Here is a 22,175-nt window from a genome sequence, read left to right on the forward strand (position 1 = left end):
GCCTCCACCGTTCAAAAGCGCGAAACGTCGTATGCGGGTCAAGCGGGGCCGGTGCCGCTCACCGCGTACTCGGGCCGGGACGCGTCGGCCGCACGCCGGTCCACAATGGACTGGAGGATTTCGCCGACCCGCACGGCGGTGTTGGACAGCAGCGACGACGTGATGCCGTGGGTGTGCTCGGTGCCGCCCTGCAGGTAGATCCCGCCGTCCAGAGGCGGTTCGGTGACGATCCGGTAGTCGCGTTCGACACGGAGCCTGCCCTCTTCGTCGCGTGTGCAGGCGGAGGCGAGCTCGCCGAGCAACGGCGTCGGGTCCGCCGGGCTGTACCCGGTGGCGTACACGACGAAATCGGCGTCGAGCCGGGTCCGTTCCCCGGTCTCCAGCGCCTCGATGGTGACCCGCACCTCGGAACCGGTGTCGACGACTTCGGTGGGACGGGAGACGTTGATCAGCTTCAGCCGCTCGATCCCCTGCACCTTCTCGCGGTAGATGCGCCGGTACAGCTCGTCGATCAGCTCGACGTCGACGGCCGAGTAGTTGGTCGCGCCGTGGTAGCGCATCAGCCGGTCCTTGACCGCTTCCGGCGCCTCGTAGAACCGGCCGACCGCCTCGGGGTCGAAGATCCGGTTGGCGAACGCGCTGTCGTCGGCCGGGCTGTAGCCGTACCGCGCGAACACCGCGCACACCTCGGCACGGGGGAAGCGGTCGTGCAGCAGCGCGCTGACCTCCGCCGCGCTTTGGCCGGCGCCGACGACGACGAACCGGCGCGGTTCCTCGGCCGCCATGCCCTCGACCCGGTGCAGGAGTTCGCTGTTGTGCCAGATCCGAGTGCCCGGCGTCACACCTTCGGGGAGGTTCGGCCGCAACCCGGTGCCCATCACCAGATTGCGGGCACGCAGGTTCACCAGCTCGCCGTCGGTGCGAGCGTGGACGTCGAAGAACACGATCTCGTCGCCATCGAAGACCGGCGTGACCGAAAGCACTTCCGTGCCATAGGAAACCAGGTCGTCGACCTTTTCCGCCGCCCATTCGAAGTAGTCGTGGAACTCGATCCGCAACGGGAACAGGTTCTTGTGGTTGATGAAATCGACCAGCCGGTCCTTGCTGTGCAGATACGACAGGAAGCTGAACGAACTCGTCGGGTTCCGCATCGTCGCCAGGTCCTTGAGGAAGGACACCTGCATGGTGGCGCTGTCGATCAGCATCCCGCGATGCCAGCCGAAACGGGGCTGACGCTCGAGGAAGTGGGCGGTGACGGTCTCGGCTCCGGGCGAGGCGTTGTGCTCGGTGACCGCGATGGCGAGCGCCAGGTTCGAGGGACCGAACCCGACCCCGACCACGTCGTAGACCGGAACCCGTTCACCGACCACTGCTCGTGCCATCTTGAACCCCTTGCGCGGCTCAGCCGCATCTCGGTACTTCGTTACAAAGACCAGGGAACCCTAACCTAAGTTAGGTGAGGCTCAACTAGTACTTTCAGTGGTGATGTTCATCCCTCGACCAGGAGGAGGCCGGTCCCATGCGGGTCGCCATGTTCGGATACCAGACCTGGGGACACCGCACCCTGCGGGCCTTGATCGACGCGGGCCACGACGTCGCCCTCGTCGTCACCCACCCGAAGAGTGACCACGCCTACGAGAAGATCTGGGCCGACTCGGTCGCGGATCTCGCCGAGGCCAACGGGATCCGCACCCTGCTGCGTCAGCGTCCCGACGACGCGGAACTGCTGGCGGAGCTGAAGGAAGCCGATCTCGACCTGATCGTCGCCAACAACTGGCGCACCTGGCTGCCGCCCGAGATCTTCGAGATGCCGCGCCACGGCACGCTGAACGTCCACGACTCGCTGCTGCCCGCCTACGCCGGTTTCTCGCCGCTGATCTGGGCGCTCATCAACGGCGAGCCGGAAGTGGGGCTCACCGCCCACATGATGGACGCCGACCTCGACGCGGGCGACGTCGTGCTGCAGCGGTCCGTCCCTGTCGGACCAAAAGACACGACGACCGACCTCTTCCACCGGACGGTCGACCTCATCGCGCCGATCACCACCGACGCCATCGAGCTGATCGCGAAGGGGAACTTCACGCCGGTCAAACAGGACAGGTCGAAGGCCAGCTTCTTCCACAAGCGCGCCCTCGAGGACAGCCTCATCGACTGGTCGTGGCCGGCTGAGGAGATCGAGCGGCTGGTGCGCGCGCAGTCCGACCCGTACCCCAACGCCTTCACCCACCACCGCGGGAAGCAGCTGCGCGTCGTCCGCTCCTCGGTGTCGACGGGCCTCTACGGGGGCACCCCCGGCCGGATCTTCATCCGTGAGGGCGAGGGTGTCGTGATCGTCGCCGGCCCCGAAGCGCGCCGAGGGCGTTCGCACGGGCTCGTCATCGAGCGGGTCCGGACCGAGGACGGCACCGAACTCGCCGCGACGGAGTACTTCCGCACCATGGGCGGCTACCTCACCACCCGCCCCTGACCTGCCGTTTCACCGTCCCGCGAAAAAAGTCATCGCGGGACCGATGAGTTCGGCCGAAGGGCGCCGTTACATCGGGTAAGAACACTCGATGGGAGGCGCCATGACAGACACGATCGCCGCGGCGAAGGCGGGAGACGAAACCGCCTTCGCCGCGCTCACCGGACGGCACCGACGGGAACTGCACGTCCACTGCTACCGGATGCTCGGCTCGTTCGACGAGGCGGAAGACGTCGTCCAGGAGGCGCTGCTCAACGCCTGGCGCGGGCTGGACACCTTCGACGGTGGGAACTTCCGCGCCTGGCTGTACCGGATCGCCACCAACGCCTGCCTCGACGCGATCCGCAAGAACGAGCGGCGGGTGCCGTCGCTGCGCTCGTTCGCCGAAGTCCCCTGGATCCAGCCGTATCCGGACCGCTTGCTGGACGAGATCGCGCCGTCCGAAGCCGAGCCGGACGCGCTAGCCGTCGCCAGGGAGACCATCGAACTCGCCTTCCTCGCGGTCCTGCAGATGCTGCCGCCACAGCAGCGCGCGGTGCTGATCCTGCGCGACGTGCTCGGCTGGCAGGCCGCCGAAACCGCCTCCCTGCTCGACCTCTCGGTCCCCGCCGCGAACAGCGCCCTGCAGCGCGGCCGCGCGACCCTGCGCGAACGCCTCCCGCAGCAGCGCGGCGAGTGGTCTGCGGCGACACCGTCCGAAGAGGAACGCGCGCTGGTGCGGCGACTCATCGAGGCCCACGACAGCGGTGACTTCAGCACCATGAGCAGCCTGGTCCGCGACGACGTCCGCCACACCATGCCGCCGGAGCCGAACTGCTACATCGGACTCGAACACCTCGCCCGCCACGGCCGGATCGCCGAGGAGATGGGCGAATGGCGTGCCGTCGCCGTCGACGCCAACCGGATGCCCGCGTTCGCCTCGTACCTGCGCCGCCCCGGCGACACCGTCTTCCGCGCCTTCAAACTCGACCTCGTCCGCGTCGTCGACGGCAAGGCCGCAGAGTTCACCACGTTCGACAGCCACCTGTTCCCGGCCTTCGGCCTGGACGCCGTCCTGGAGGGAAAGTAATGCCGGAGAAGATGACCGACGAGCAGCGCCGCGCGTTTCTCGCCGAAGGCACCCGCACCGCCGTATTCGCGACGGTCCGCCCGGACGGCAGGCCGCACGCCGTCCCGGTCTGGTTCGCCGTCGATGGCGACTACATCCTGGTCAACCTGGGCGCCGACACCGTCAAAGGCAAGGCGCTCAAGGAGAATCCCCGGGTTTCGGTGGTCGCCGACGACCCGCGTCCGCCGTTCTCGTTCGTGAGTGTCGAGGGTGTCGCGGAGATCGTTTCGGATCCCGACGGGGTCCGCGCGGGTTCGTCGTTGATCGCGCAGCGATACCTCGGGGAGGCCGGGCCGGAGGCGATGGAGGGCTGGCTGGCCTACGCCACGTCGCCGGGGAAGGTAATCGTGCGAGTGCGGCCGGAGAACATCGTGGCGATCGCGAAGGTCGGCGGCTGACCGGTCCCCGTGACTCGCGTGATCAGGCCCGGATCTCGCGTGATTGGGTGCCGCACACACGAGTTCCGGGTCCAATCACGCGAGTTCCGGGTCCAATCACGCGAGTTCCGGGTTCAGACACGCGAGTTACGGATGTACCGCCGAGCGGGAGGCACCTGGCACCGGCCACCGTCCGGGGCCAGGATGGCGGCGTGGCAGAGATCGTTTTCGACGAGAGCACCCGTTCCTGGCTCATCCGCACGGTAGCCACGAGCTACGCGTTCAGGCTGGCCGAGGACGACACGCCTTCCCACGTCTACTGGGGCCCGGCGCTCACCCCGGACCAGCTCGCCGACGTCCTCCCCCGGACCAAGGAACGCTGGGACGCCTTCAACGATCCCAACGAGGGCCTGGACGAGCTCGCCGCCGACGGCGGCACCCGCCACTGGACCCCCGCGCTGCAGATCCGGTTCGCCGACGGGACCCGCGCCCTCGAATGGCGGTACCTGGACCACGACGTAGACGGCACCGACGGCGGCGAGCTGCGCGTCCACTTCCGCGATCGCCACTACCCCCTGCGGATCACGCTCGGCTACCGCGTCCCACCGGGCACCGACGTCATCGAACGCTGGACCGAACTCACCCACGACGGGACGGACGACCCGATCGAGGTGATCCGCGCCGATTCGGCGACCTGGGTCGTCCCGGTCCGGCCCGACTACCGCGTCAGCCACGTCACGGGACGTTGGGCCGCCGAGAGTCAACTGCTCCGTGAGCCTGTCCCCCACGGCGAAACCACCTTCGGCAGCAGGCGCGGCATCACCGGCCATCACGCCAATCCGTGGGTGATGCTCGACGACGGCGAAGCGACCGAGCGGCACGGTGAGGTCTACAGCGCCGCACTCGCGTGGAGCGGTTCGTGGCGGATCACCACCACCCGCTCGTCCACCGGCCGTGTCACCGTGACCGGCGGCTTCGGCCAGGACGGTGTCGTCCCCCGGCTCGCCCCCGGCGAAACGCTCACCACGCCGGTCTTCGCCGGGTTGTACACCGAGGGCGGGTTCGGCACCGCGAGCCGCGCCTGGCACGCGTACACGCTCGCCCACGTCCTCCCCCATCCCGGCGAACTCCGGCCGGTGCTCTACAACTCTTGGGAGGCAACGGGTTTCGACGTCACCGAGGCCGGGCAGCGCGAGCTGGCGGAAAAGGCGGCGGCGCTCGGTGTCGAACTGTTCGTGATGGACGACGGCTGGTTCGGCGCCCGCAACGGCGACCACGCCGGACTCGGGGACTGGCACGTCAACCGTGACAAGTTCCCCGACGGCCTCCAACCGCTGGTCGACGAGGTGCACGGGCTCGGCATGAAGTTCGGGCTCTGGGTCGAGCCCGAGATGGTCAATCCGGACAGCGACCTCTACCGCGCCCACCCGGACTGGGTCCTGCACCATCCACATCGGACACGCTCGGAGTTGCGGCGGCAGCTGGTGCTCAATTTCGCCCGCCCGGACGTCGCCCGCTGGGCGTTCGACACGCTCGACTCCCTCGTCGGCGAGCACGGGATCGACTTCCTGAAATGGGACATGAACCGCCCGTTCAGCGAAGCGGGCTGGCCCGCCGACAGCGACCCGGACCGGCTTTGGGTGGAGCACACCCACGCGGTCTACGCGATCATGGACCGCCTGCGCGCGGGTCACCCCGGGTTGCGGATCGAGGCGTGCAGCGGCGGGGGCGGGCGGATCGACCTCGGGATCATGGCCAGGACCGACCAGGTTTGGACCTCCGACAACACCGACGCGCTCGACAGGCTCGTCATCCAGCACGGCTACGGCCAGGTGTACCCGGCGCGCGCGATGGCGGCGTGGGTCACCGACGATCCCAATTTCGTCACCCGCCGGTCCATCCCACTGCGCTTCCGGTTCCACGTCGCGATGGCGGGGGTGCTCGGCATCGGCGGCGACATCGTCAAGTGGTCCGAGGAGGACATCCGCTACGCGAGCGAGCAGATCGCGCTGTACAAGGAGATCCGGCCGATCGTCCAGCACGGCAGGCTCCACCGGCTGGTGCCGCCTGCCACCGACGGCGTCTCCGCGCTGCAGTACGTGGCGGACGACGGCGGGCGCGCGGTCGTGTTCGTGTTCCGGCAAGCGGCACATTTCCACACCCACGAACGACCGGTCCGGCTCGACGGTCTCGATCCCGCCGCCCGCTACCGCGAGGAGGGCACCGGGAAGGTGTGGCACGGCGCCGCGCTGCTGGCACACGGCCTGTTCCCGGGTCTGCCGGACGGCGATTTCGCCAGCGCGCTGATCCGGTTGACCAAGCTCTGACGGCGGCGATAGATCAGATGTATTGCCCATCTCGGGCCACCAAAGAGCGATCGGGCCGCTTGACATCACCCTAGACATCCGATCGAATGCCGTCGTCTATGAGACGCCGCGAGAAGGGTGACTGGGGCATGAGAAGGTCCTTCGCGTTGGGGGCGGCGCTACTCGTCGCCGCGAGCCTCACCGGCTGCACGGTCGGCGGCGGGACGAGTGCCTCGGGCAACGAGATCACTTTCCTGACGTTCGAGACGCCGAACCTGCCACCGTCCTATTGGGACTCCGCCATCAAACGCGTCACGGACCGGAATCCCGGCCTGAGCGTGAAGAAGCTCGTCGCCCCCTCGACCGACCGCACCGGCTACGCCAAGCAGCTCCTGCAGTCCGGCCAGTTCCCCGACGTCGCGATCGCCGTCGACTCGGCCGGGTTCGCCGAATCGGGCAACCTCTACGCGTGGACGCCCGAGGAGCTCAAGGACTTCCAGTTCCCCGGCGCCAACCCGATCAAGGGCGGGCACCACCAGCTGCCCGCCAACACCCAGACCATCCCGCCGATCTACTACAACAAGAAACTCTTCGCCGACGCCGGGATCGCGCCGGCGCCGTCGACCTGGAACGAACTCCTCGCCGCGTCGGAGAAACTGAAGGCGAAGGGCATCACGCCGTTCACCATCGGCGGTGGCAAGGAAGGGTTCCCGTCCGCGATGCTGCTGGACGGCCTGGTCAGTGTCGAGGTCTACGGCAAGACCCCGGACTGGCTCTCCCAGCGCCGGGCCGACAAGGTCAAGTTCGCCGACCCGGCGTTCCAGCAGGCGTTCGGCAAGTTCGCCGATCTGGTCGCCAAGGGCTACCTCGACAAGACGCAGGTCTCGCGGGACTACTCGGCGACCGAAGCGGCCTTCCTCAACGGCGAAGGCGCGATGTACCCGATGGGCAACTGGTTCGCCGCCAGCGCCGACGCGAAGAAGCCTTCGTTCGAGATCGGCGTCTTCAACTTCCCCTCCGAGGACGGGAAACTCGTCGTGCCCGCCTACACCGGCGGCGGCATCGTCGTGAACGCCAAGTCCCCGAACCTCGACGCGGCGAGGAAGTTCGCGCTCGCGTTCCAGCTCGACAAGGAGCAGATCGACGCCTCGGTCAAGGCCGACGGCCTGTTCCCCGCGATCAAGGGCTACACGCCGCCGTCCGACGCCGGCCCGGTCTTCAAGGCGGGCTACGAACTCTACAAGGAAGCCGTGGCGAAGAACGCCGTCGTGAACGCCTTCAGCTGGGAAACCGCGGACGACGGGCTCCTGCCGGGGATGAAGGACAAGGTCTACCAGTCCGCGCAGGACGTCATCACCGGCCGCAAAACGGTGGCCGACGCGGGCGCGTTCCTGGACTCCGAGTGGGCGAAGGCGCGCTGACCCCACGATGGCGAGAAAACCGATCCTGCCGCGGGTGTGGCATTTCGCCTCGTTCGGCGCACCCGGCGTCGTCATCTATCTCTGCTTCGTCATGGCGCCGATCCTCATCAGCTTCGGCTACAGCCTGACGAACCACAACCCGTTCAACCCGCCCTCGGAGTTCGTGGGTCTCGAGAACTACAAGCTCCTCTTCCAGGACGAGCAGTTCCTCACCGCGCTCCGGGTCACGACGATCCTGACCGTGATCGTGGTGGTCGTGCCGAACGTGCTCGGGCTCGGGGTCGCGCTGCTGCTCGACCGGAAGGGCTGGCTGTACAACACTTTGCGGAGCGTGTTCTTCACGCCCGTGATCCTCAGCTCGGTCGTGGTCAGCATCATCTGGACGAAACTGCTCGACGACCGGGGCCCGATCAACGAAGTCCTCCGCGCGCTCGGCGTCGAGCATCCGCCGGGCTGGCTTTCGGACCCGGACCTCGCGCTGTACTCGGTCGCGTCGATCGTGTGCTGGCAGATGCTGGGGTTCTGCGTGGTCGTGTACCTCGCGGGCCTGCAGGGGATCCCGGCCGAACTGCTGGAGGCGGCGGAGATCGACGGTGCGGGACCGGTCCGGCGGTTCCGCGCGGTGACCTGGCCGCTGCTCGCACCGTCGCTGACGATCAACACCGTCGTCCTGCTGATCTCGGCTTTCAAGACCTACGACCACGTCAAGGTCGTCACCAACGGCGGACCGGGTTCGGGAACCACCGCCACCATCGCGTTCGACGTCCTCGCCACCGGCCTCGACGCGAACCACGTCGGCTACGCCTCCGCGATGGCCGTGGTGATGCTGGTGATCGTGGCGACGCTGACCACGATCGTACTGCGGTTCCTGCGGCGGCGGGAGGTCGACCTGTGACCACAAAGGACAGTCCGCGGGGTTCGTGGCTTCGCCCGGCCGCGGCGATCCTGGTGAGCGCGATCTTCTTCGTGCCGCTGTACTACGTGCTCGTCAACGTCTTCAAACCCGGCGACCGGATCGCCCAGGACCCGGCGTCGATCCCGCTGCCCCCGACGCTGACCAACATCCACGCCGTGCTCACCCGCCCCGACGACCTGTTCTGGGTGAGCCTGGCCAACAGCATGCTCGTCACGCTGCTGTCGATCATCGTGCTGACGGTGCTTTCGGCCATGCTCGGGCACTACCTGGCGCGCTCGGACAAGCGATGGACCAAGGTGCTCGCGCTGATCCTGCTGGCGGGCTTGATGATCCCGCCGCAGGTGATCCTGATCCCGGTCACCGAGGTGCTGCGGCTGACCGGGCTGATGGCGACGCTGCAGGGCCTCGTGTTGTTCAACGTCGGGTATTACGTGCCGTTCGGTGTCTTCGTGTTCACCGGGTTCATCCGCGGGGTGCCGGTGGAACTCGAAGAGGCCGCCCTGCTCGACGGAGCGAGCAGGGCGCAGGTGTTCTGGCGGATCGTGTTCCCGCTGCTGCGCCCGGCCACGGCGAGCGTGCTGATCTTCCTCGGCGTGTGGATCTGGAACGACTTCATCGACCCGCTGATCATCCTCGGCCCGAGCCAGGGGACCACGATCACCACCGGCATCTACCGCTCGATCGGCCAGTACCAGGCGGATCTCGGCAGCGTGTTCGCGCTGATGTTCCTGGCGACGCTGCCGGTGCTGATCTTCTACCTGGCGTTGCAGAAGCAGTTCGTGAAGGGGCTGACCGGCGGGGCCACCAAGGGCTGACCCGGCGCGTTTCGTCCTCTGAATGCGGCTCCGCATTCAGAGGACGAAATGCTCAGAGCTCGGTGACCTTGCCTTCGGCCACTTCCAGCCGCCGCGTCGTCGCCACCGCGTCCAGCATCCGCCGGTCGTGCGTCACCAGCAGCAGCGTCCCCGGATACTCCGACAGCGCCGACTCCAGCTGCTCGATCGCGGGCAGGTCGAGGTGGTTCGTCGGCTCGTCGAGCACCAGCAGGTTCACCCCGCGCGCCTGCAGCAGCGCCAGCGCCGACCGGGTCCGCTCCCCCGGCGAAAGCGTGGCCGCCGACCGCAGGACGTGCGCGGCCTTCAAGCCGTACTTGGCCAGCAGCGTCCGCACGTCGGCGTCGGCGAGTTCCGGGACCTCGCGGGCGAAGGCCTCGACGAGCGGAAGGTCGCCGAGGAACAGTTTCCGCGCCTGGTCGACCTCGCCGACCACGACGCCGGAGCCGAGCGACGCGGCGCCCTCGTCGACAGGGACCCTGCCGAGCAGAGCGGCGAGCAGGGTCGACTTCCCGGCGCCGTTGGCCCCGGTGATCGCGACCTTGTCCGCCCAGTCGATCTGCAGGTCGACCGGGCCGAGGGTGAACCCGCCCCGCCGCACCACCGCGCCACGCAGGGTCGCCACGACCGCTCCCGCCCGGGGCGCCGCGGCGATCTCCATCCGCAGTTCCCATTCCTTGCGCGGTTCCTCGACGACGTCGAGCCGTTCGATCATGCGGTCGGTCTGGCGGGCCTTGGACGCCTGCTTCTCCGTCGCCTCACTCCGGAACTTGCGGCCCACCTTGTCGTTGTCGGTGACCTTGCGCCGGGCGTTCTTGACGCCCTTCTCCATCCACGAACGCTGCATCGCGCCACGGGATTCGAGAGAGGCCTTGGTGTTCGCGTACTCGTCGTACTCCTCGCGGGCGTGCCGCCGTGCGACGGCACGCTCCTCCAGATAAGACTCGTAACCGCCGCCGTAGGTCCGCACCTGCTGCTGGGCGTAGTCGAGTTCGACGACGCGGTCCACGGTGCGGGCCAGGAACTCCCTGTCGTGGCTGACCAGCACGGTCCCGGCGCGCAGCCCGGTCACGAACCGCTCGAGCCGCTCCAGGCCGTCGAGGTCGAGGTCGTTGGTCGGCTCGTCGAGCAGGAAGATGTCGTACCGGCTCAGCAGCAGCGAGGCCATCCCCGCCCGGGCCGCCTGCCCGCCGGACAGTGACAGCATCGGCTGGTCGAGGTTGACCGTGAGCCCGAGGTCCGCGACGACCTCGCCCGCCCGGTCGTCCAGGTCCGCCCCGCCGAGCGCGAGCCAGCGGTCGAGCGCCACACCGTAGGCGTCGTCCGAGCCGGGTTCACCCGCCGTGAGCGCCTCGGTGGCCGCGTCGAGCGCGGCCTGGGCCGCGGTGACGCCGGTGCGGCGCGAGAGGAACGCACGGACGGACTCGCCCTCCCGGCGTTCCGGCTCCTGCGGGAGGTGACCGACAGTGGCCGTCGGCGGGCTCAGCCGGACGCTGCCCTCTTCCGGCGGCACGAGGCCGCCGAGGGTCTTCAGCAGGGTCGACTTGCCCGCCCCGTTCACGCCGACGAGACCGATCACTTCGCCCGGGGCGACGACCAGGTCGAGACCGGAGAACAGGACACGGTCGCCGTGGCCGGCGGCGAGATCTTTGGCAACGAGTGTGGCGCTCATGAGATCGGTAAGTCTACGGGGACCGATTGAACAGCTCGTGGTCCCTCGGAAGAGTGGCAAGTATCCAAGCGATCACGGAACGTGGGTAGCCTGGATGTTCTTCTGGACCCGAACGAATCCCCCCGAGTATTGAGGTCGGTGACAGCAAATGGCGGACTCCGCCACCCCGGTCCCCGTCGTCCACCAGCAGAAAGGCGGTACCCGTAGGCCGACGTTGAGCAGGCGGCGCGAAGTCAGTCATGCCAGCGCGCGGTCGCTGTTGATGACGATCCTCGGCGAGTACGTCCTGCCCCGTGATCAATCGATCTGGACGTCGACGCTGGTCGAAGCGCTGCGAGTGCTGGACATCGAGGAGAAGTCCGCACGGCAGGCCCTGGCCCGGTCCTCCGCGGAAGGCTGGGTCGTCTCCGAACGCGTCGGACGAAGAGTGCGCTGGTCGCTCACCCCACCAGGCAGACGGCTTCTGACCGAAGGCGCTGAACGGATATACGCCTTCGGCAACGAGGAAAAGGCCTGGGACGGCCGCTGGCTGATGTTGATCGTGTCGGTCCCCGAAGCGAAGCGGGATCTCCGGCACCGGCTGCGCACGCGCCTGACGTGGGCGGGGTTCGGCTCCCCTGTCGCCGGCGTCTGGGTCAGCCCGGATCTCAGCCGCCAGCGGGAAGCGCAGCAGATAGTGCAGGAACTCGGCCTCGACGCGCAGGCGATGTCGTTCTCCGCTGCTTATGGTGATGTCGGCGATCAGGAGACGATGGTCGCCCGGTCCTGGGATCTCACCGATCTCAAGGACCGCTACGAGGATTTCATCGACCGCTTCACCGGTTCCCACCCGTCCGGCGAACGCGGCGTCCTGCGCGCGCAGACCGAACTCGTCCACGAATGGCGCAGCTTCCCGTTCCTGGATCCTCGCCTTCCGCTGAAACTTCTCCCCGACGGTTGGAGCGGCGTGCGCGCGGCGGACCTTTTCCACCGCAAGCACGTCGAATGGCGACCAGAAGCACAGGCGCAATGGGACGAACTCTCGGCGACCTCCGGCTAGGGTCACGGGAAACCGATCTACCGGGAGGTAACCCGCCTTGGCCACCTCGATCCGCCTCGACCGTGAAGACGGCCTCGCCATCCTGACCATCGCTTCGCCGCCCCTGAACCTCTACACGGCGGAACTCCAGGACGAACTGGGCGAGGCGATCGGCGAGCTGGAGGCCGCGCCGCCGCGCGCGGCCCTGATCCGGGCCGAGGGAAAGATCGTCAGTGGTGGCGTCGACGTTTCCCTGTTCGACGCCCAGACCAACGCCGCTGAGGCCAAGGTGCTCTTCGACGAGATGCTGGCGATCCCCGACCGGATCGCCGCTCTCCCGTTCCCCACCGTGTTCGCCGCGCACGGCCTGTGCCTGACTTGGGCGTTCGAGGTCGCGGTCGCCTGCGACCTCATCCTCGCCAGCGAGAAGGCCAAGTTCGGCCTGGTCGAACGGGTCGTCGGCCTGACCCCGACGATGGGCGGCACGCAGCGGCTCGCCGCCCGGGCCGGTGTCGGCCGCGCGAAGGAGTTCGTGATGACCGGCGCGACCTACGACGCCGCGACCCTCGAACGCTGGAACGTGGTGAACCGCGTGCTCCCGGTGGACGGCTTCGACGAGGCCGTCCGCGCTTTCACGAACGACCTCGCGCAGGGGCCGACCCGGGCGCACGCGGCCACCAAGAAGGTCCTCGAACACTACGAGCACGGCGGCGTCGCCGAGGCGAACGAGCACATCACGACGATCGCCGCCGGGCTCTTCGACACCGAGGACCTGCGCGGCGCGGTGAAGTCGTTCCTCGCCGACGGTCCCGGCAAGGCGACCTTCACCGGCCGCTGATCCGCTACGGGCGCTGACCGACCGCGTCCACCACCCCGGACGCGGTCACCGCCGTCCCATTCCCGCCCAGGTACAGGAACGTGTCAGCGGCGAAGACGATCATGGTCGGTTTCGCCACCTTGGGGTCGTCCTCCGGCCTGAGCGGCCAGGTGATGCCCACCCCGGGCCTGCCCGCCGCGTCCTTGACGTGGTCGACGGCGCGGAGGCCGGGCACCTTGGCCGCCGCGCCGTACAGGGCCGCACGGACGGCGGGCGGAAGGTAGTTTTCGTTCGCCAGCGCGACGACGTCCTTGCCCATCGCGTTGTAATCGCCCTTTTCACCGCTGTGGTCGGCGTTGTCGCCGTTAAGGTGGGCGAACATCGCGTCCACGTCGGAGGGGAGATCCGGCCGGTAACCGGGCCGCGGCGTGCACGGCTCCATGACGCCCTTGAGCGGCTCTTCGCCCTTGTACGCCTGCGCGCGCCCGTTCCGGCAGCCTGGAAGCGGGAAGAAACTTCCGTCCGCCATCTTGATCAACCCGTCGTGGGTGCCGTCCGCCGAAAGCCACGATTCCCGCACGCCGTCGGACTGGTTGGTCTTCGTGTAGACGAACTGGTCCGGTTTCGGTGGCTTGTCCGTCGTCTTCAGCGCGGCCGCGGCGGCGCCACGCAGCACGGCCACGGGATCCGCGGCGGCCGTGGGCGGTTCCAGGCCCGCCGGGGCGAGCGCCACGACGGCGGTGATGGCCGCGGCCAGGCCCGCCGCGCCCACTCCGGTCCAGACCCAGCGCCGCCGGTTCCTCAGCGGTGCCACGTTTTCCGTTCCGGCGGCGGCGATTTCGGCCATCAATCGTGCGCGGGCTCCGCCCAGCGCGCCGGAATCCGCGAGAGACACCGTTCCGGTCCGCTCGGCGATCAGCTGAAGCTCATCCATGGTTGACGATCTCCTTCGAAGTAGTGATGTCCGGGCGCCCCAACGCTTCGCGGACTTTGCGGCGGGCTCGGTTGAGCCGCGAGCGGACAGTGCCGACCGGAATGTCCAGCGCCGCGGCCACCTCCTCGTAGCTCAGGCATTCCCCCGCGAACAGCGTGAGCGTGTCCCGGTCGCCGTCGGTCAATTCCGCCAGCGCGGAGTCCAGCAGTTTCCCCATCGCCTCCGCGGTCACCTGGTCGGCGACGCGTTCGGCGTGGCCTTCTTCGTCGGGCGGTGGGCCGAGGGCTTCGCGTAGTTTCAGCTCCTTGACCTCGTCACGGCGCCGCTGTGCCACCAGATTCGTCGCGATGCCGTAGAGCCACGGCCGGGCATCACGGCGCTCGGTGTCGTATCGCTCGCGTTTGCGGAAGGCCACCAGGAACGCCTCCCCCAGCGCGTCCTCGGCGGCGGCCGGCCCGATGCGTCTGACCAGGTAGCGGTGGATGTGCGCGGCATGCCGGTCGAAGATCGCGGAGAACCAGTCCGGGCTGGTCATCGACCTCTCGATCAACTCCGCGTCCTCCAGATCGCCGGGATCCGCTACGGATGAGCTCATGAACCGCCCTTCGCCATTCGTCAGTGTCACCTGTTGTCCGCATTCGGCCTCGAATGGGTTCACGACCGACGAATCGGTCTAGACCTTTTATGCGTGCCGCGCTACATTCATCTGTGGTCTAGACCACACGTGCCAATTTCCGAGCAGGTCAGTCTCGCCGCCTCTTTTGGAGAGAACCGCCATGAGACGCACCAGAAAACGACTACTCAGCGCACTCACCGTGACACTCCTCGCCGCCGGGCTCCTCGTAGCCGCAGGTACTCCGGCGCTGGCGGCGGGCCGCCTCCGCGCCGCCTTCACCTTGGCCGGGAACACCGGTGAGTACACCGTCACCAACCCCAGCAGCGAAACCGTCGCCGACTGGTCCATCACCTTCACCGTCCCCGCCGGCGTGACCGCCACCAGCGGCTCTCACGCCACGGTGTCCCAAGCGGGCAACCAGGTCACCCTCACCCCGGCGTTCTACATCAAATCGCTCGCGCCGGGCCGTTCGACCTATCCGTACAGTCCGTCGTTCCAGCTCAGTTCCGGGGTCACGCCGACCACCTGCCGGATCGACGACGCCAACTGTGACGGCACGGGCGACATGCCGCCGTCGACCCCGGCCAACCTGCGCCTCGTGGCGAAGACGACCACGACCGCCGCGCTGGCCTGGAACGCCTCGGCACCGGGTTCCCTGCCCGTCACCGGCTACGACGTCTACCAGGGCACCACACTGGCGACCTCGGTCACCGGCACCGAAGCGCGGATCACCGGGCTGACGCCGAACACGGCCTACAGCTTCACCGTCGTCGCCAAGGACCGGAAGGACGCCAAGTCCCCGCCCACCGCGGCACTGGCGGTGACCACCAACAACCCGGGCGACGACACCCAGGCGCCGACCGCGCCGTCGAACCTCCGCTCGACCGCGGTCACCTCGGGTTCCGTGTCCCTGGCGTGGAACGCGTCCACGGACAACACCGGCGTCGTCTCCTATGACGTCTACCGCGGCACGGACCTCGCCACCACGGTGACGGGGACGACCGCGACGGTGTCCGGGCTTTCACCGTCCACTTCGTACACCTTCACGGTCAAAGCCCGTGACGGGTACGACAACGTCTCCGCGGCGAGCGCCGCCGTCAGCGCTCGGACCGGCGACATCGTGAACGGGTACGCCCGGGTCGGCTACTTCGTCCAGTGGGGCATCTACGGCCGCCAGTTCTTCGTCAAGAACCTGGTGACCAACGGTTCCGCGAGCAAGCTGACGCATCTGCTGTACGCCTTCGGGAACATCGACCCGGTCAACCACACCTGCCTTTCGGGTGTCACCAAGGGAACGACGTCCAATCCCCAGGACCCGAGCCAGGGCGACGGCGCGGGCGACGCGGAAGCCGACTACTCACGGCCGATGTCCGCTTCCCAGTCCGTCGACGGCGTCGGCGACACCGGCTGGGAAACGTTGCGCGGCAACTTCAACCAGCTGAAGAAACTCAAGGTCAAGAACCCGAACCTGAAGGTTCTCATCTCCTTGGGCGGCTGGACCTACTCGAAGTACTTCTCCGACGTCGCGGCCACCGCCGCGTCGCGGCAGAAGTTCGTCGCGTCGTGCATCGACACCTACCTGAAGGGGAACATCAAGGCATACGGCGGAGCCGGCGGGCCGGGCACGGCCGCGGGCATCTTCGACGGCATCGACATCGACTGGGAGTGGCCGGGCAGCCCCGACGGGCACCCCGGGAACCACTGGAGCGCCAACGACAAGACGAACCTGACCGCCCTGCTGGCCGAGTTCCGCACGCAGATGGACGCCTACGGCGCGACCACCGGCAAGCGGTACGAACTGCAGGCGTTCACCCCCGCCGACCCGGCGAAGGTGAGCGGTGGCTGGGAGATCCCGAAGATCTTCGACTACCTCGACGTCGCCAACGTGCAGGGCTACGACTTCCACGGCTCGGGCAGCGACAACTCGTGGGAGCCGAACATGACCGGCCATCAAGGGAACCTCTACGCCGACGCGGACGATCCGTACAAGTTCAAGTTCAGCGTGGAGGCGGCGATCAACGCCTATACCAACGCCGGGGCCAATCCACGGAAACTGACCCTCGGGCTCGCCTTCTACGGGCGAGGCTGGCAAGGGGTCGCGGACGGCGGCAAGAAGGGTGAATGGCAGAGCGCGACCGGCGCCGCGCCAGGCCAGTTCGCCGAGGAAGCAGGTACTCGTGGCTACGCGAATCTCTTGGCCAGTGTCCCGAACTGCACCGTCCAGCACGACACCGCGGCCGTGGCCACGGCGTGCTACACGGGCAATGGCGGGCAATGGTGGACCTTCGACGACGCCTGGTCCATCCAGCAGAAGGTCGCCTGGCTCAAGACCCGAGGACTGCTCGGAGTCATGGCATGGGAGATGTCGGGTGACACCGGAACCCTCATGACCACAGTGGACAACTCGCTGAAGTAAATGCTCGTGAGTGGTAAGGACGGTTAGAACCGTCCTTACCACTCACGACTTTCTGGACCGAGTCCTTGGTCACGGACCAGCCGCCGTCCACCAACGGCTGCGTCCCGGTGACATCGCCCCTGCCACAGAGCTTCTCGGCGAGTGCGACGGCCTGCCGCCAGGTGTCTTCATCGGACACGTCACCGACGACGTTGTGCCGCAGTCCGGGTTGCCCGGTGAGGTCCACGCCGACGACAGTGTGCCCGGCCGCGGCGAGGCGGGTGACGGTCGCCGCTCCCGAAACGATCGCGCAGGATGTGGTCAAAAGGGATTCTCCTCCACCTCGGCTTGCTGCACAGTGTGCCTCGTGACTTCTGCGAACGACGACCGGACTCTGCTCATCGTCGGCTCCTACACCGCCGCGAGCGACGGCAACGGCGAAGGTATCGGCACCTTCTGGCGCGACGAGCGGACCGGGGAGCTGACCCCGGCGGGCTCGCTCGAACTGGACTCGCCGAGCTGGCTGACCCCGCACCCCACGCTGCCCGTGCTCTACGCCGTGAACGAGACGGCCGAAGGCGCGATCACCGCCGTGGCGGTCGGCGAAGACGGCACCCTGGAGACCTTGAACTCGATCCCGACCGGCGGGGCGGATCCGTGTCATCTGGCGGTCACCCCCGACGGCCGGTTCCTGCTGTGCGCCAACTACAGCGGCGGCAGTTTGGCGGCGTTCGCACTGGGCCCGGACGGGGTACCCACCGTGCGTACGGCGCTCGTCCAGCACGAAGGCACCGGTCCTGTCACCGAGCGGCAGGAAGCGGCGCACGTGCACATGGCCGTGGTCGACGAGACCGCCACGCTGGTCAGCGCGGTCGACCTCGGCGCCGACGAGATCCGCAGCTACCGCCTCGGCGAGGAAGGCGAACTGATACCCGTGGCGGTGTCGGCGCTGCCCGCCGGGACCGGCCCCCGCCAGCTGGTCCGGCGACCGGGAACGAACCACGCGTACGTCGTCGGCGAACTGGCCGCGTCGCTGGTGACCGTGCGCGAGGAGCCGCCGGGCACGTTCACCGTGGAGAACTCCGTCCCCGCCACGCTCGCACCCGGCGGCGAGAACCTCCCAGGTCAGCTGGTGCTGCGCGACGATCGGCTGTACCTCTCCAGCAGGGGCCCCGAGGCGATCACGGAGTTCACTTTCGACGGCGGCCTTCCGAAGGCCGTCGCCGACCACGGGACCGGCAGGTGGCCGCGGCATTTCTCCGTCGTCGGCGAGCATTGTTATGTCGCGTCGCAGAGCGATGACATGATCCAAGCCTACGAACTCGCGTCCTGGCGCCTGATCGGCAGTTATCCGGTCGGGAGCCCGGCCTTCGTCGCCCCTTGGCGACGGTGATTCGTTCAGCGGGCTGAACAAAGACGGATTTCTTTATTTTCGAGGCGAATTAAGGTCTTGACGCAACTGGTTCAGACCATGACACTGAATCGCACACCGCCGGTGACCTGGCTCACACCCGTCCGAGGAGAACCATGTCCCTACCGAGGAAACTGCTCACCCTGACCACGCTCGTTCCGTTGGCACTAGGCCTTTTCCTTGTCCCCGCCCAGGCCGCGCCCTCCACCTTCACCCACCCGGGCGTGCTGGTCAGCCGCCCGCAACTGGACTTCGTGCGCACCAAGGTCCAGGCCGGCGCGCAACCCTGGAAACAGGCTTACGACGCGATGATGTCGACTCCGTACGCCTCACTGTCCCGATCACCGAAACCACGCGCCGTCGTCGAATGCGGCCCCTATTCGAAACCGAATATCGGCTGTACCGATGAACGGCAAGACGCGATCGCCGCGTACTCACTTTCTCTCGCGTGGTACATCACCCGCGACGCGAAATACGCGACCAAGGCGATCGAGATCATGGACGCCTGGTCCGCGGTACTGAAAGATCACACGAACAGCAACGCTCCCCTGCAATCGGCATGGTCGGCCTCCTCATGGCCGCGCGCGGCGGAAATCATCAAGCACACCTACACGAGCTGGCCGAATTCCGGCCGCTTCGGCACCATGCTCCGGAACGTGTACCTGCCCAAGGTGATCAACGGCAGTCACAGCAACGGAAACTGGGAACTCAGCATGACCGAGGCCGCGATCGGCATCGCCGTCTTCCTCGACGACAAGGCGAGCTACGACAAGGCCGTCACGAAGTTCCGCACCCGCGTCCCCGCCTACCTCTACCTGACCAGCGACGGCGCGCTCCCGAAGACCGCGCCCGGCAGCGGCCTGGACACCCGCGACAAGATCGTGAAGTACTGGCAAGGTCAGACGACGTTCGTCAACGGCCTCTCACAGGAGACCTGCCGCGACTTCACCCACACCGGCTACGGCCTCGCCGCCATCGCGAACTTCGCCGAGACGACCCGCATTCAGGGCCAGGACCTCTACCCCGAGATCGCCGACCGCCTCCGCGAAGGCCTCGGCTTCCACGCGAAATACCAGATGGGCGCGGCCGTCCCGTCGTGGCTGTGCGACGGCAGCCTGAAGCTCGGCCTCGGCCCGGTCACCGAGGTCGGCTACAACCACCTCCACACCCGCCTCGGGCTCACCATGGGCAACACCGAGGCACTCACCCTGCGCCAGCGCCCGGCGGGCACCAACGCCCTGTTCGTCTCCTGGCAGACCCTCACACACTCCGACAACCCACAGTGACTCCGTGAGGGCCGCCTGATTGCGGCAGGGCGGCCCTCACGGTCCGTTTTCCCAGGTCAGACACACAGTGACCCCTGGTTGCAAGTCCCTCTTCGGGACCCGCTAAAGTACTCACATCGCACTCCACGGAGCGCGGGTCCGGGCTGTGGCGCAGTTTGGTAGCGCACTTGACTGGGGGTCAAGGGGTCGCAGGTTCGAATCCTGTCAGCCCGACCGGAACGAAAGCCGCTTGATTTGGGACTAGGGTCCTGGTCAAGCGGTTTTTTCGTTGCACCGAAGATAATTTTTCGGCGCACACCGAAGCGCTTGCTTGGGGACCACGTGGGGACCAAGTTGATCTTCAGGCGCCCGAAGCGCACTTGACTGGAGCAAAAGAGGGCCTCGCCGTCCGCCACCGCCGCACCGTCGACGGATCCACATGCAACAGCGCCGCCACGGCCTCCGTCGAGAGCCACTTCCCGTCCACCAGCCGCAGCTCCGTCACGACTGCCCCGCCCCGCCGCGCGACGGGGCGCCGAAGCTCCCGGACGCTGCCGCGTGGGCTCCGAAGGCTGGGCGCGCCCGATGACGAGGCAAGATCAGCGGAGGCACGATGAAGCGTGGCACTGGACGAGGTACCGCACTGAACACGAAGCCGGGAACCTCAGCCGAGGTTCGATCGGAGTCGACCAGGAGCGCCACAGTGCGACGCCGAAGGGACTGACGGAGGACAGCGCCGACCACGGCCGCGTGAACGAGGGATGACAGGAGGGACATCGGAGACCTCTCACGTGTCGATGAGTTGTCTCGTTCCTCCCGCGCCCAGCGCGGCGAGCCCCGTCCGAGTCCGTCCCTCGTCCCGCGAGACCTAAAAGGTCTTCAAGCGGTCTGGCATCTGCCTGGATCGGCCGCGCAATCCGTGCGCTGCCTTGATCTTCACGGTACTCGAAGGCACTGCGTTCGCAACACTGAATCCTCGCGTGCAGTGTGATTTCAGCAGCAACGACAGCGCTGTGTCAGGACCTCTCCGGGGCTCCGGTAGGTCTCGCCGTGCGCATGGTCTCTTGCAGGTCTCGTAGTGGGCGCCGCAGCGTCTCTCGAAAGACCACCGCCGGACCTGTAGTAGCCCGACGACCGATCACGGTCTCATCGCGGTCTGCGTCGGGCACCTAAGCGGCGCGGCTCCGGATCTGGCCGCGAAACCCCGCACACCACGGCTACGACCAGGTCGTCCGTGGATGCTCGCCCACGGCAACCACATGCTGGCAGGCTGAGTTGCGACCTGAGGGCCGCGCGTCGCCGGTCATGACCATCGACGTCGCGGAAACTGCCAACGCCGGGCCGTCCGCTACCGTCGAACCGATGATCATTAGCGGCGGGCGATGCCCCCCGCGGAGGTGGAAATGAGCGCAGCCATGGAAAGCGACCACGTCTCCGTCCCGGGTATCACTATCCGGGATGCACTCCCCGCAGACGTGCCCCTGCTGGCTCAGGCGGACTCGGCGGCCGCGGCCGGGCACTCCGGCAGGCACGCCGAGATCCAGCACTGGGTGACCACCGCCGACACCCGGATCGCGCACTCCCGGGGCCAGGTGACCGGCTACTGCGTCACCGAGTACACCTTCTTCGGCCAGGCCTTCGTCACGATGCTCATGGTCGCCGAGAACACACGCGGCCTCGGAGTCGGCGCCCGCCTGCTGCTGGACGCACAACAACGCCGGAACACCCCCAAGCTGTTCACCTCCACGAACCTGTCCAACCAGCCCATGCAAAGGCTCCTCACCCGCCTTGGCTGGCAATCGGCCGGAATCGTCTACGGCCTCGACGACGGAGACCCCGAACTGTTCTTCCTCGCCCCCGCAGACACCCAGCTACCGTGAAGCATCTCGTCCACACCGGCGGAGATGGCCCGCTACACGCGGAGGCTGAGCGGCGACACATCCGGCACCCGGAAGACGCTGGGCGCCACCGGATGAGGTCTGATCGCGTAACCCAGCTGCGCCGGGCGCGGACAGTAGCGACCGACGACGCCGGCCGCCGCCCAGAGAAGCTGACCTACCCCGAGCTCGTCTTCCACCACCACCACCACCGCGGCGGCGGCCTCCTCGTCGACAAGGTCTGACTGCTGACCATCGCGTTCCTTGCCTTCGGCGCAACATTGCTACTCACGGCGACCCTGTCGAGAACATTCTGCATCTGCGTCGGGCACCTAAGCGACGTGGCCACGGTTCCGGCCGCGAAGCCCGGACTCCGACCGCTACGCCCAGACCGTCGTGTGGATAGCGGGGCGGTCATGGGTCGGCCGGTATCGTGGTCTACCCGATCCGGGTGGCGGCCTCGTAGCATCGGCGGGGTGAGCGGTTCTCCGTGGCTGAACCTCGCGACCTTGACGCTGTCCCTGCTCGCCATCGTCATTTCTTGGGTGTCCGCTCTCCGGCAACGCCGACTGGCCCGCAGCGGCAACCACCTCCCGATTGTCATCACGATGTTCCGGGAAACCCGCACCGATGCGTGGCTGGCCGCGCAATGAGGTTCACCCCGAATGGTGGACAGGGGCTTACGAGGGTTCAGGCAGCCGCTTGGAGTGACTGCTCGAAGTTGTCGGGACTGAGCATCCCGATC

General features: G+C 67.6%; 19 protein-coding genes and 1 tRNA gene. 16 read left to right on the forward strand and 4 right to left on the reverse strand.

Translation table 11 applies throughout. The features are described from left to right. Window positions 1–38: 38 nt before the first annotated feature. Window positions 39–1,382, reverse strand: a complete 1,344-nt coding sequence (locus tag ACZ6YV_RS32365) for a lysine N(6)-hydroxylase/L-ornithine N(5)-oxygenase family protein (protein ID WP_465513225.1) — start codon at window positions 1,380–1,382, stop codon at window positions 39–41. Between the two features lie 137 nt (window positions 1,383–1,519). On the opposite strand from ACZ6YV_RS32365, the gene ACZ6YV_RS32370 reads away from it, so the two are divergent. From ACZ6YV_RS32370 to ACZ6YV_RS32400, 7 genes are all read left to right on the forward strand, one after another. Beyond that, entirely contained in the window at window positions 1,520–2,467 is a 948-nt protein-coding gene (locus ACZ6YV_RS32370; protein ID WP_465513226.1) for a methionyl-tRNA formyltransferase, read from the forward strand. Window positions 2,468–2,567: 100 nt separating this feature from the next. Beyond that, complete coding sequence (locus ACZ6YV_RS32375; RefSeq protein WP_465513227.1) at window positions 2,568–3,533, forward strand: RNA polymerase subunit sigma-70; 966 nt, start codon at window positions 2,568–2,570, stop codon at window positions 3,531–3,533. Next, window positions 3,533–3,970, forward strand: a complete 438-nt coding sequence (locus ACZ6YV_RS32380) for a PPOX class F420-dependent oxidoreductase (RefSeq protein WP_465513228.1) — start codon at window positions 3,533–3,535, stop codon at window positions 3,968–3,970. Before ACZ6YV_RS32375 ends, ACZ6YV_RS32380 begins: the two co-directional genes overlap by 1 nt. Window positions 3,971–4,161: 191 nt before the next feature. Then, window positions 4,162–6,276, forward strand: a complete 2,115-nt coding sequence (locus tag ACZ6YV_RS32385) for an alpha-galactosidase (RefSeq protein ID WP_465513229.1) — start codon at window positions 4,162–4,164, stop codon at window positions 6,274–6,276. 128 nt (window positions 6,277–6,404) lie between these two features. Then, on the forward strand, window positions 6,405–7,676 hold the full coding sequence (locus ACZ6YV_RS32390) for an ABC transporter substrate-binding protein (RefSeq protein ID WP_465513230.1): 1,272 nt from the start codon (window positions 6,405–6,407) through the stop codon (window positions 7,674–7,676). Between the two features lie 7 nt (window positions 7,677–7,683). Further along, window positions 7,684–8,571, forward strand: a complete 888-nt coding sequence (locus ACZ6YV_RS32395) for a carbohydrate ABC transporter permease (RefSeq protein WP_465513231.1) — start codon at window positions 7,684–7,686, stop codon at window positions 8,569–8,571. After that, window positions 8,568–9,407 carry a carbohydrate ABC transporter permease gene (locus ACZ6YV_RS32400; RefSeq protein WP_465513232.1) on the forward strand — a complete coding sequence of 280 codons (840 nt, stop codon included), beginning with the start codon at window positions 8,568–8,570 and terminating at the stop codon, window positions 9,405–9,407. The genes ACZ6YV_RS32395 and ACZ6YV_RS32400 overlap by 4 nt, the downstream gene beginning before the upstream one ends. Before the next feature lie 52 nt (window positions 9,408–9,459). Here ACZ6YV_RS32400 and ACZ6YV_RS32405 read toward each other — a convergent pair whose 3' ends face one another. Further along, complete coding sequence (locus ACZ6YV_RS32405) at window positions 9,460–11,097, reverse strand: ABC-F family ATP-binding cassette domain-containing protein (RefSeq protein ID WP_465513233.1); 1,638 nt, start codon at window positions 11,095–11,097, stop codon at window positions 9,460–9,462. A 148-nt stretch (window positions 11,098–11,245) separates the two neighbouring features. Here ACZ6YV_RS32405 and ACZ6YV_RS32410 point away from each other — a divergent pair, with 148 nt between their 5' ends. Both ACZ6YV_RS32410 and ACZ6YV_RS32415 read left to right on the forward strand, forming a co-directional pair. Beyond that, entirely contained in the window at window positions 11,246–12,136 is an 891-nt protein-coding gene (locus ACZ6YV_RS32410) for a PaaX family transcriptional regulator (RefSeq protein WP_465513234.1), read from the forward strand. A 37-nt stretch (window positions 12,137–12,173) separates the two neighbouring features. After that, the gene (locus tag ACZ6YV_RS32415; RefSeq protein WP_465513235.1) at window positions 12,174–12,953 is read left to right on the forward strand and encodes an enoyl-CoA hydratase/isomerase family protein; all 780 of its coding nucleotides are present in this window, start codon (window positions 12,174–12,176) and stop codon (window positions 12,951–12,953) included. A 4-nt stretch (window positions 12,954–12,957) separates the two neighbouring features. Here ACZ6YV_RS32415 and ACZ6YV_RS32420 read toward each other — a convergent pair whose 3' ends face one another. Further along, on the reverse strand, window positions 12,958–13,866 hold the full coding sequence (locus tag ACZ6YV_RS32420) for a CU044_5270 family protein (protein ID WP_465513236.1): 909 nt from the start codon (window positions 13,864–13,866) through the stop codon (window positions 12,958–12,960). Then, the gene (locus tag ACZ6YV_RS32425; protein ID WP_465513237.1) at window positions 13,859–14,461 is read right to left on the reverse strand and encodes an RNA polymerase sigma factor; all 603 of its coding nucleotides are present in this window, start codon (window positions 14,459–14,461) and stop codon (window positions 13,859–13,861) included. The genes ACZ6YV_RS32420 and ACZ6YV_RS32425 overlap by 8 nt, the downstream gene beginning before the upstream one ends. Window positions 14,462–14,681: 220 nt before the next feature. On the opposite strand from ACZ6YV_RS32425, the gene ACZ6YV_RS32430 reads away from it, so the two are divergent. The 7 genes from ACZ6YV_RS32430 (at window position 14,682) to ACZ6YV_RS32460 (ending at window position 22,083) form a co-directional block, all read left to right on the forward strand. Continuing rightward, window positions 14,682–16,898, forward strand: coding sequence for a glycosyl hydrolase family 18 protein (locus ACZ6YV_RS32430; RefSeq protein WP_465513246.1), 2,217 nt, complete (start codon window positions 14,682–14,684; stop codon window positions 16,896–16,898). A gap of 346 nt (window positions 16,899–17,244) precedes the next feature. After that, complete coding sequence (locus tag ACZ6YV_RS32435) at window positions 17,245–18,270, forward strand: lactonase family protein (protein WP_465513238.1); 1,026 nt, start codon at window positions 17,245–17,247, stop codon at window positions 18,268–18,270. A gap of 134 nt (window positions 18,271–18,404) precedes the next feature. After that, entirely contained in the window at window positions 18,405–19,574 is a 1,170-nt protein-coding gene (locus ACZ6YV_RS32440; protein ID WP_465513239.1) for an alginate lyase family protein, read from the forward strand. Window positions 19,575–19,713: 139 nt separating this feature from the next. Then, a tRNA-Pro gene (locus ACZ6YV_RS32445) sits at window positions 19,714–19,787 on the forward strand. 1,169 nt (window positions 19,788–20,956) lie between these two features. Continuing rightward, entirely contained in the window at window positions 20,957–21,433 is a 477-nt protein-coding gene (locus ACZ6YV_RS32450; protein WP_465513240.1) for a GNAT family N-acetyltransferase, read from the forward strand. Window positions 21,434–21,525: 92 nt separating this feature from the next. Then, window positions 21,526–21,675 carry a hypothetical protein gene (locus ACZ6YV_RS32455; RefSeq protein WP_465513241.1) on the forward strand — a complete coding sequence of 50 codons (150 nt, stop codon included), beginning with the start codon at window positions 21,526–21,528 and terminating at the stop codon, window positions 21,673–21,675. A gap of 231 nt (window positions 21,676–21,906) precedes the next feature. Then, a complete protein-coding gene (locus ACZ6YV_RS32460; protein WP_465513242.1) occupies window positions 21,907–22,083 on the forward strand; it encodes a hypothetical protein in 177 nt (58 codons plus the stop codon). Window positions 22,084–22,175: the final 92 nt, after the last annotated feature.

The organism is Amycolatopsis sp. NPDC102522 (genome assembly GCF_055584485.1).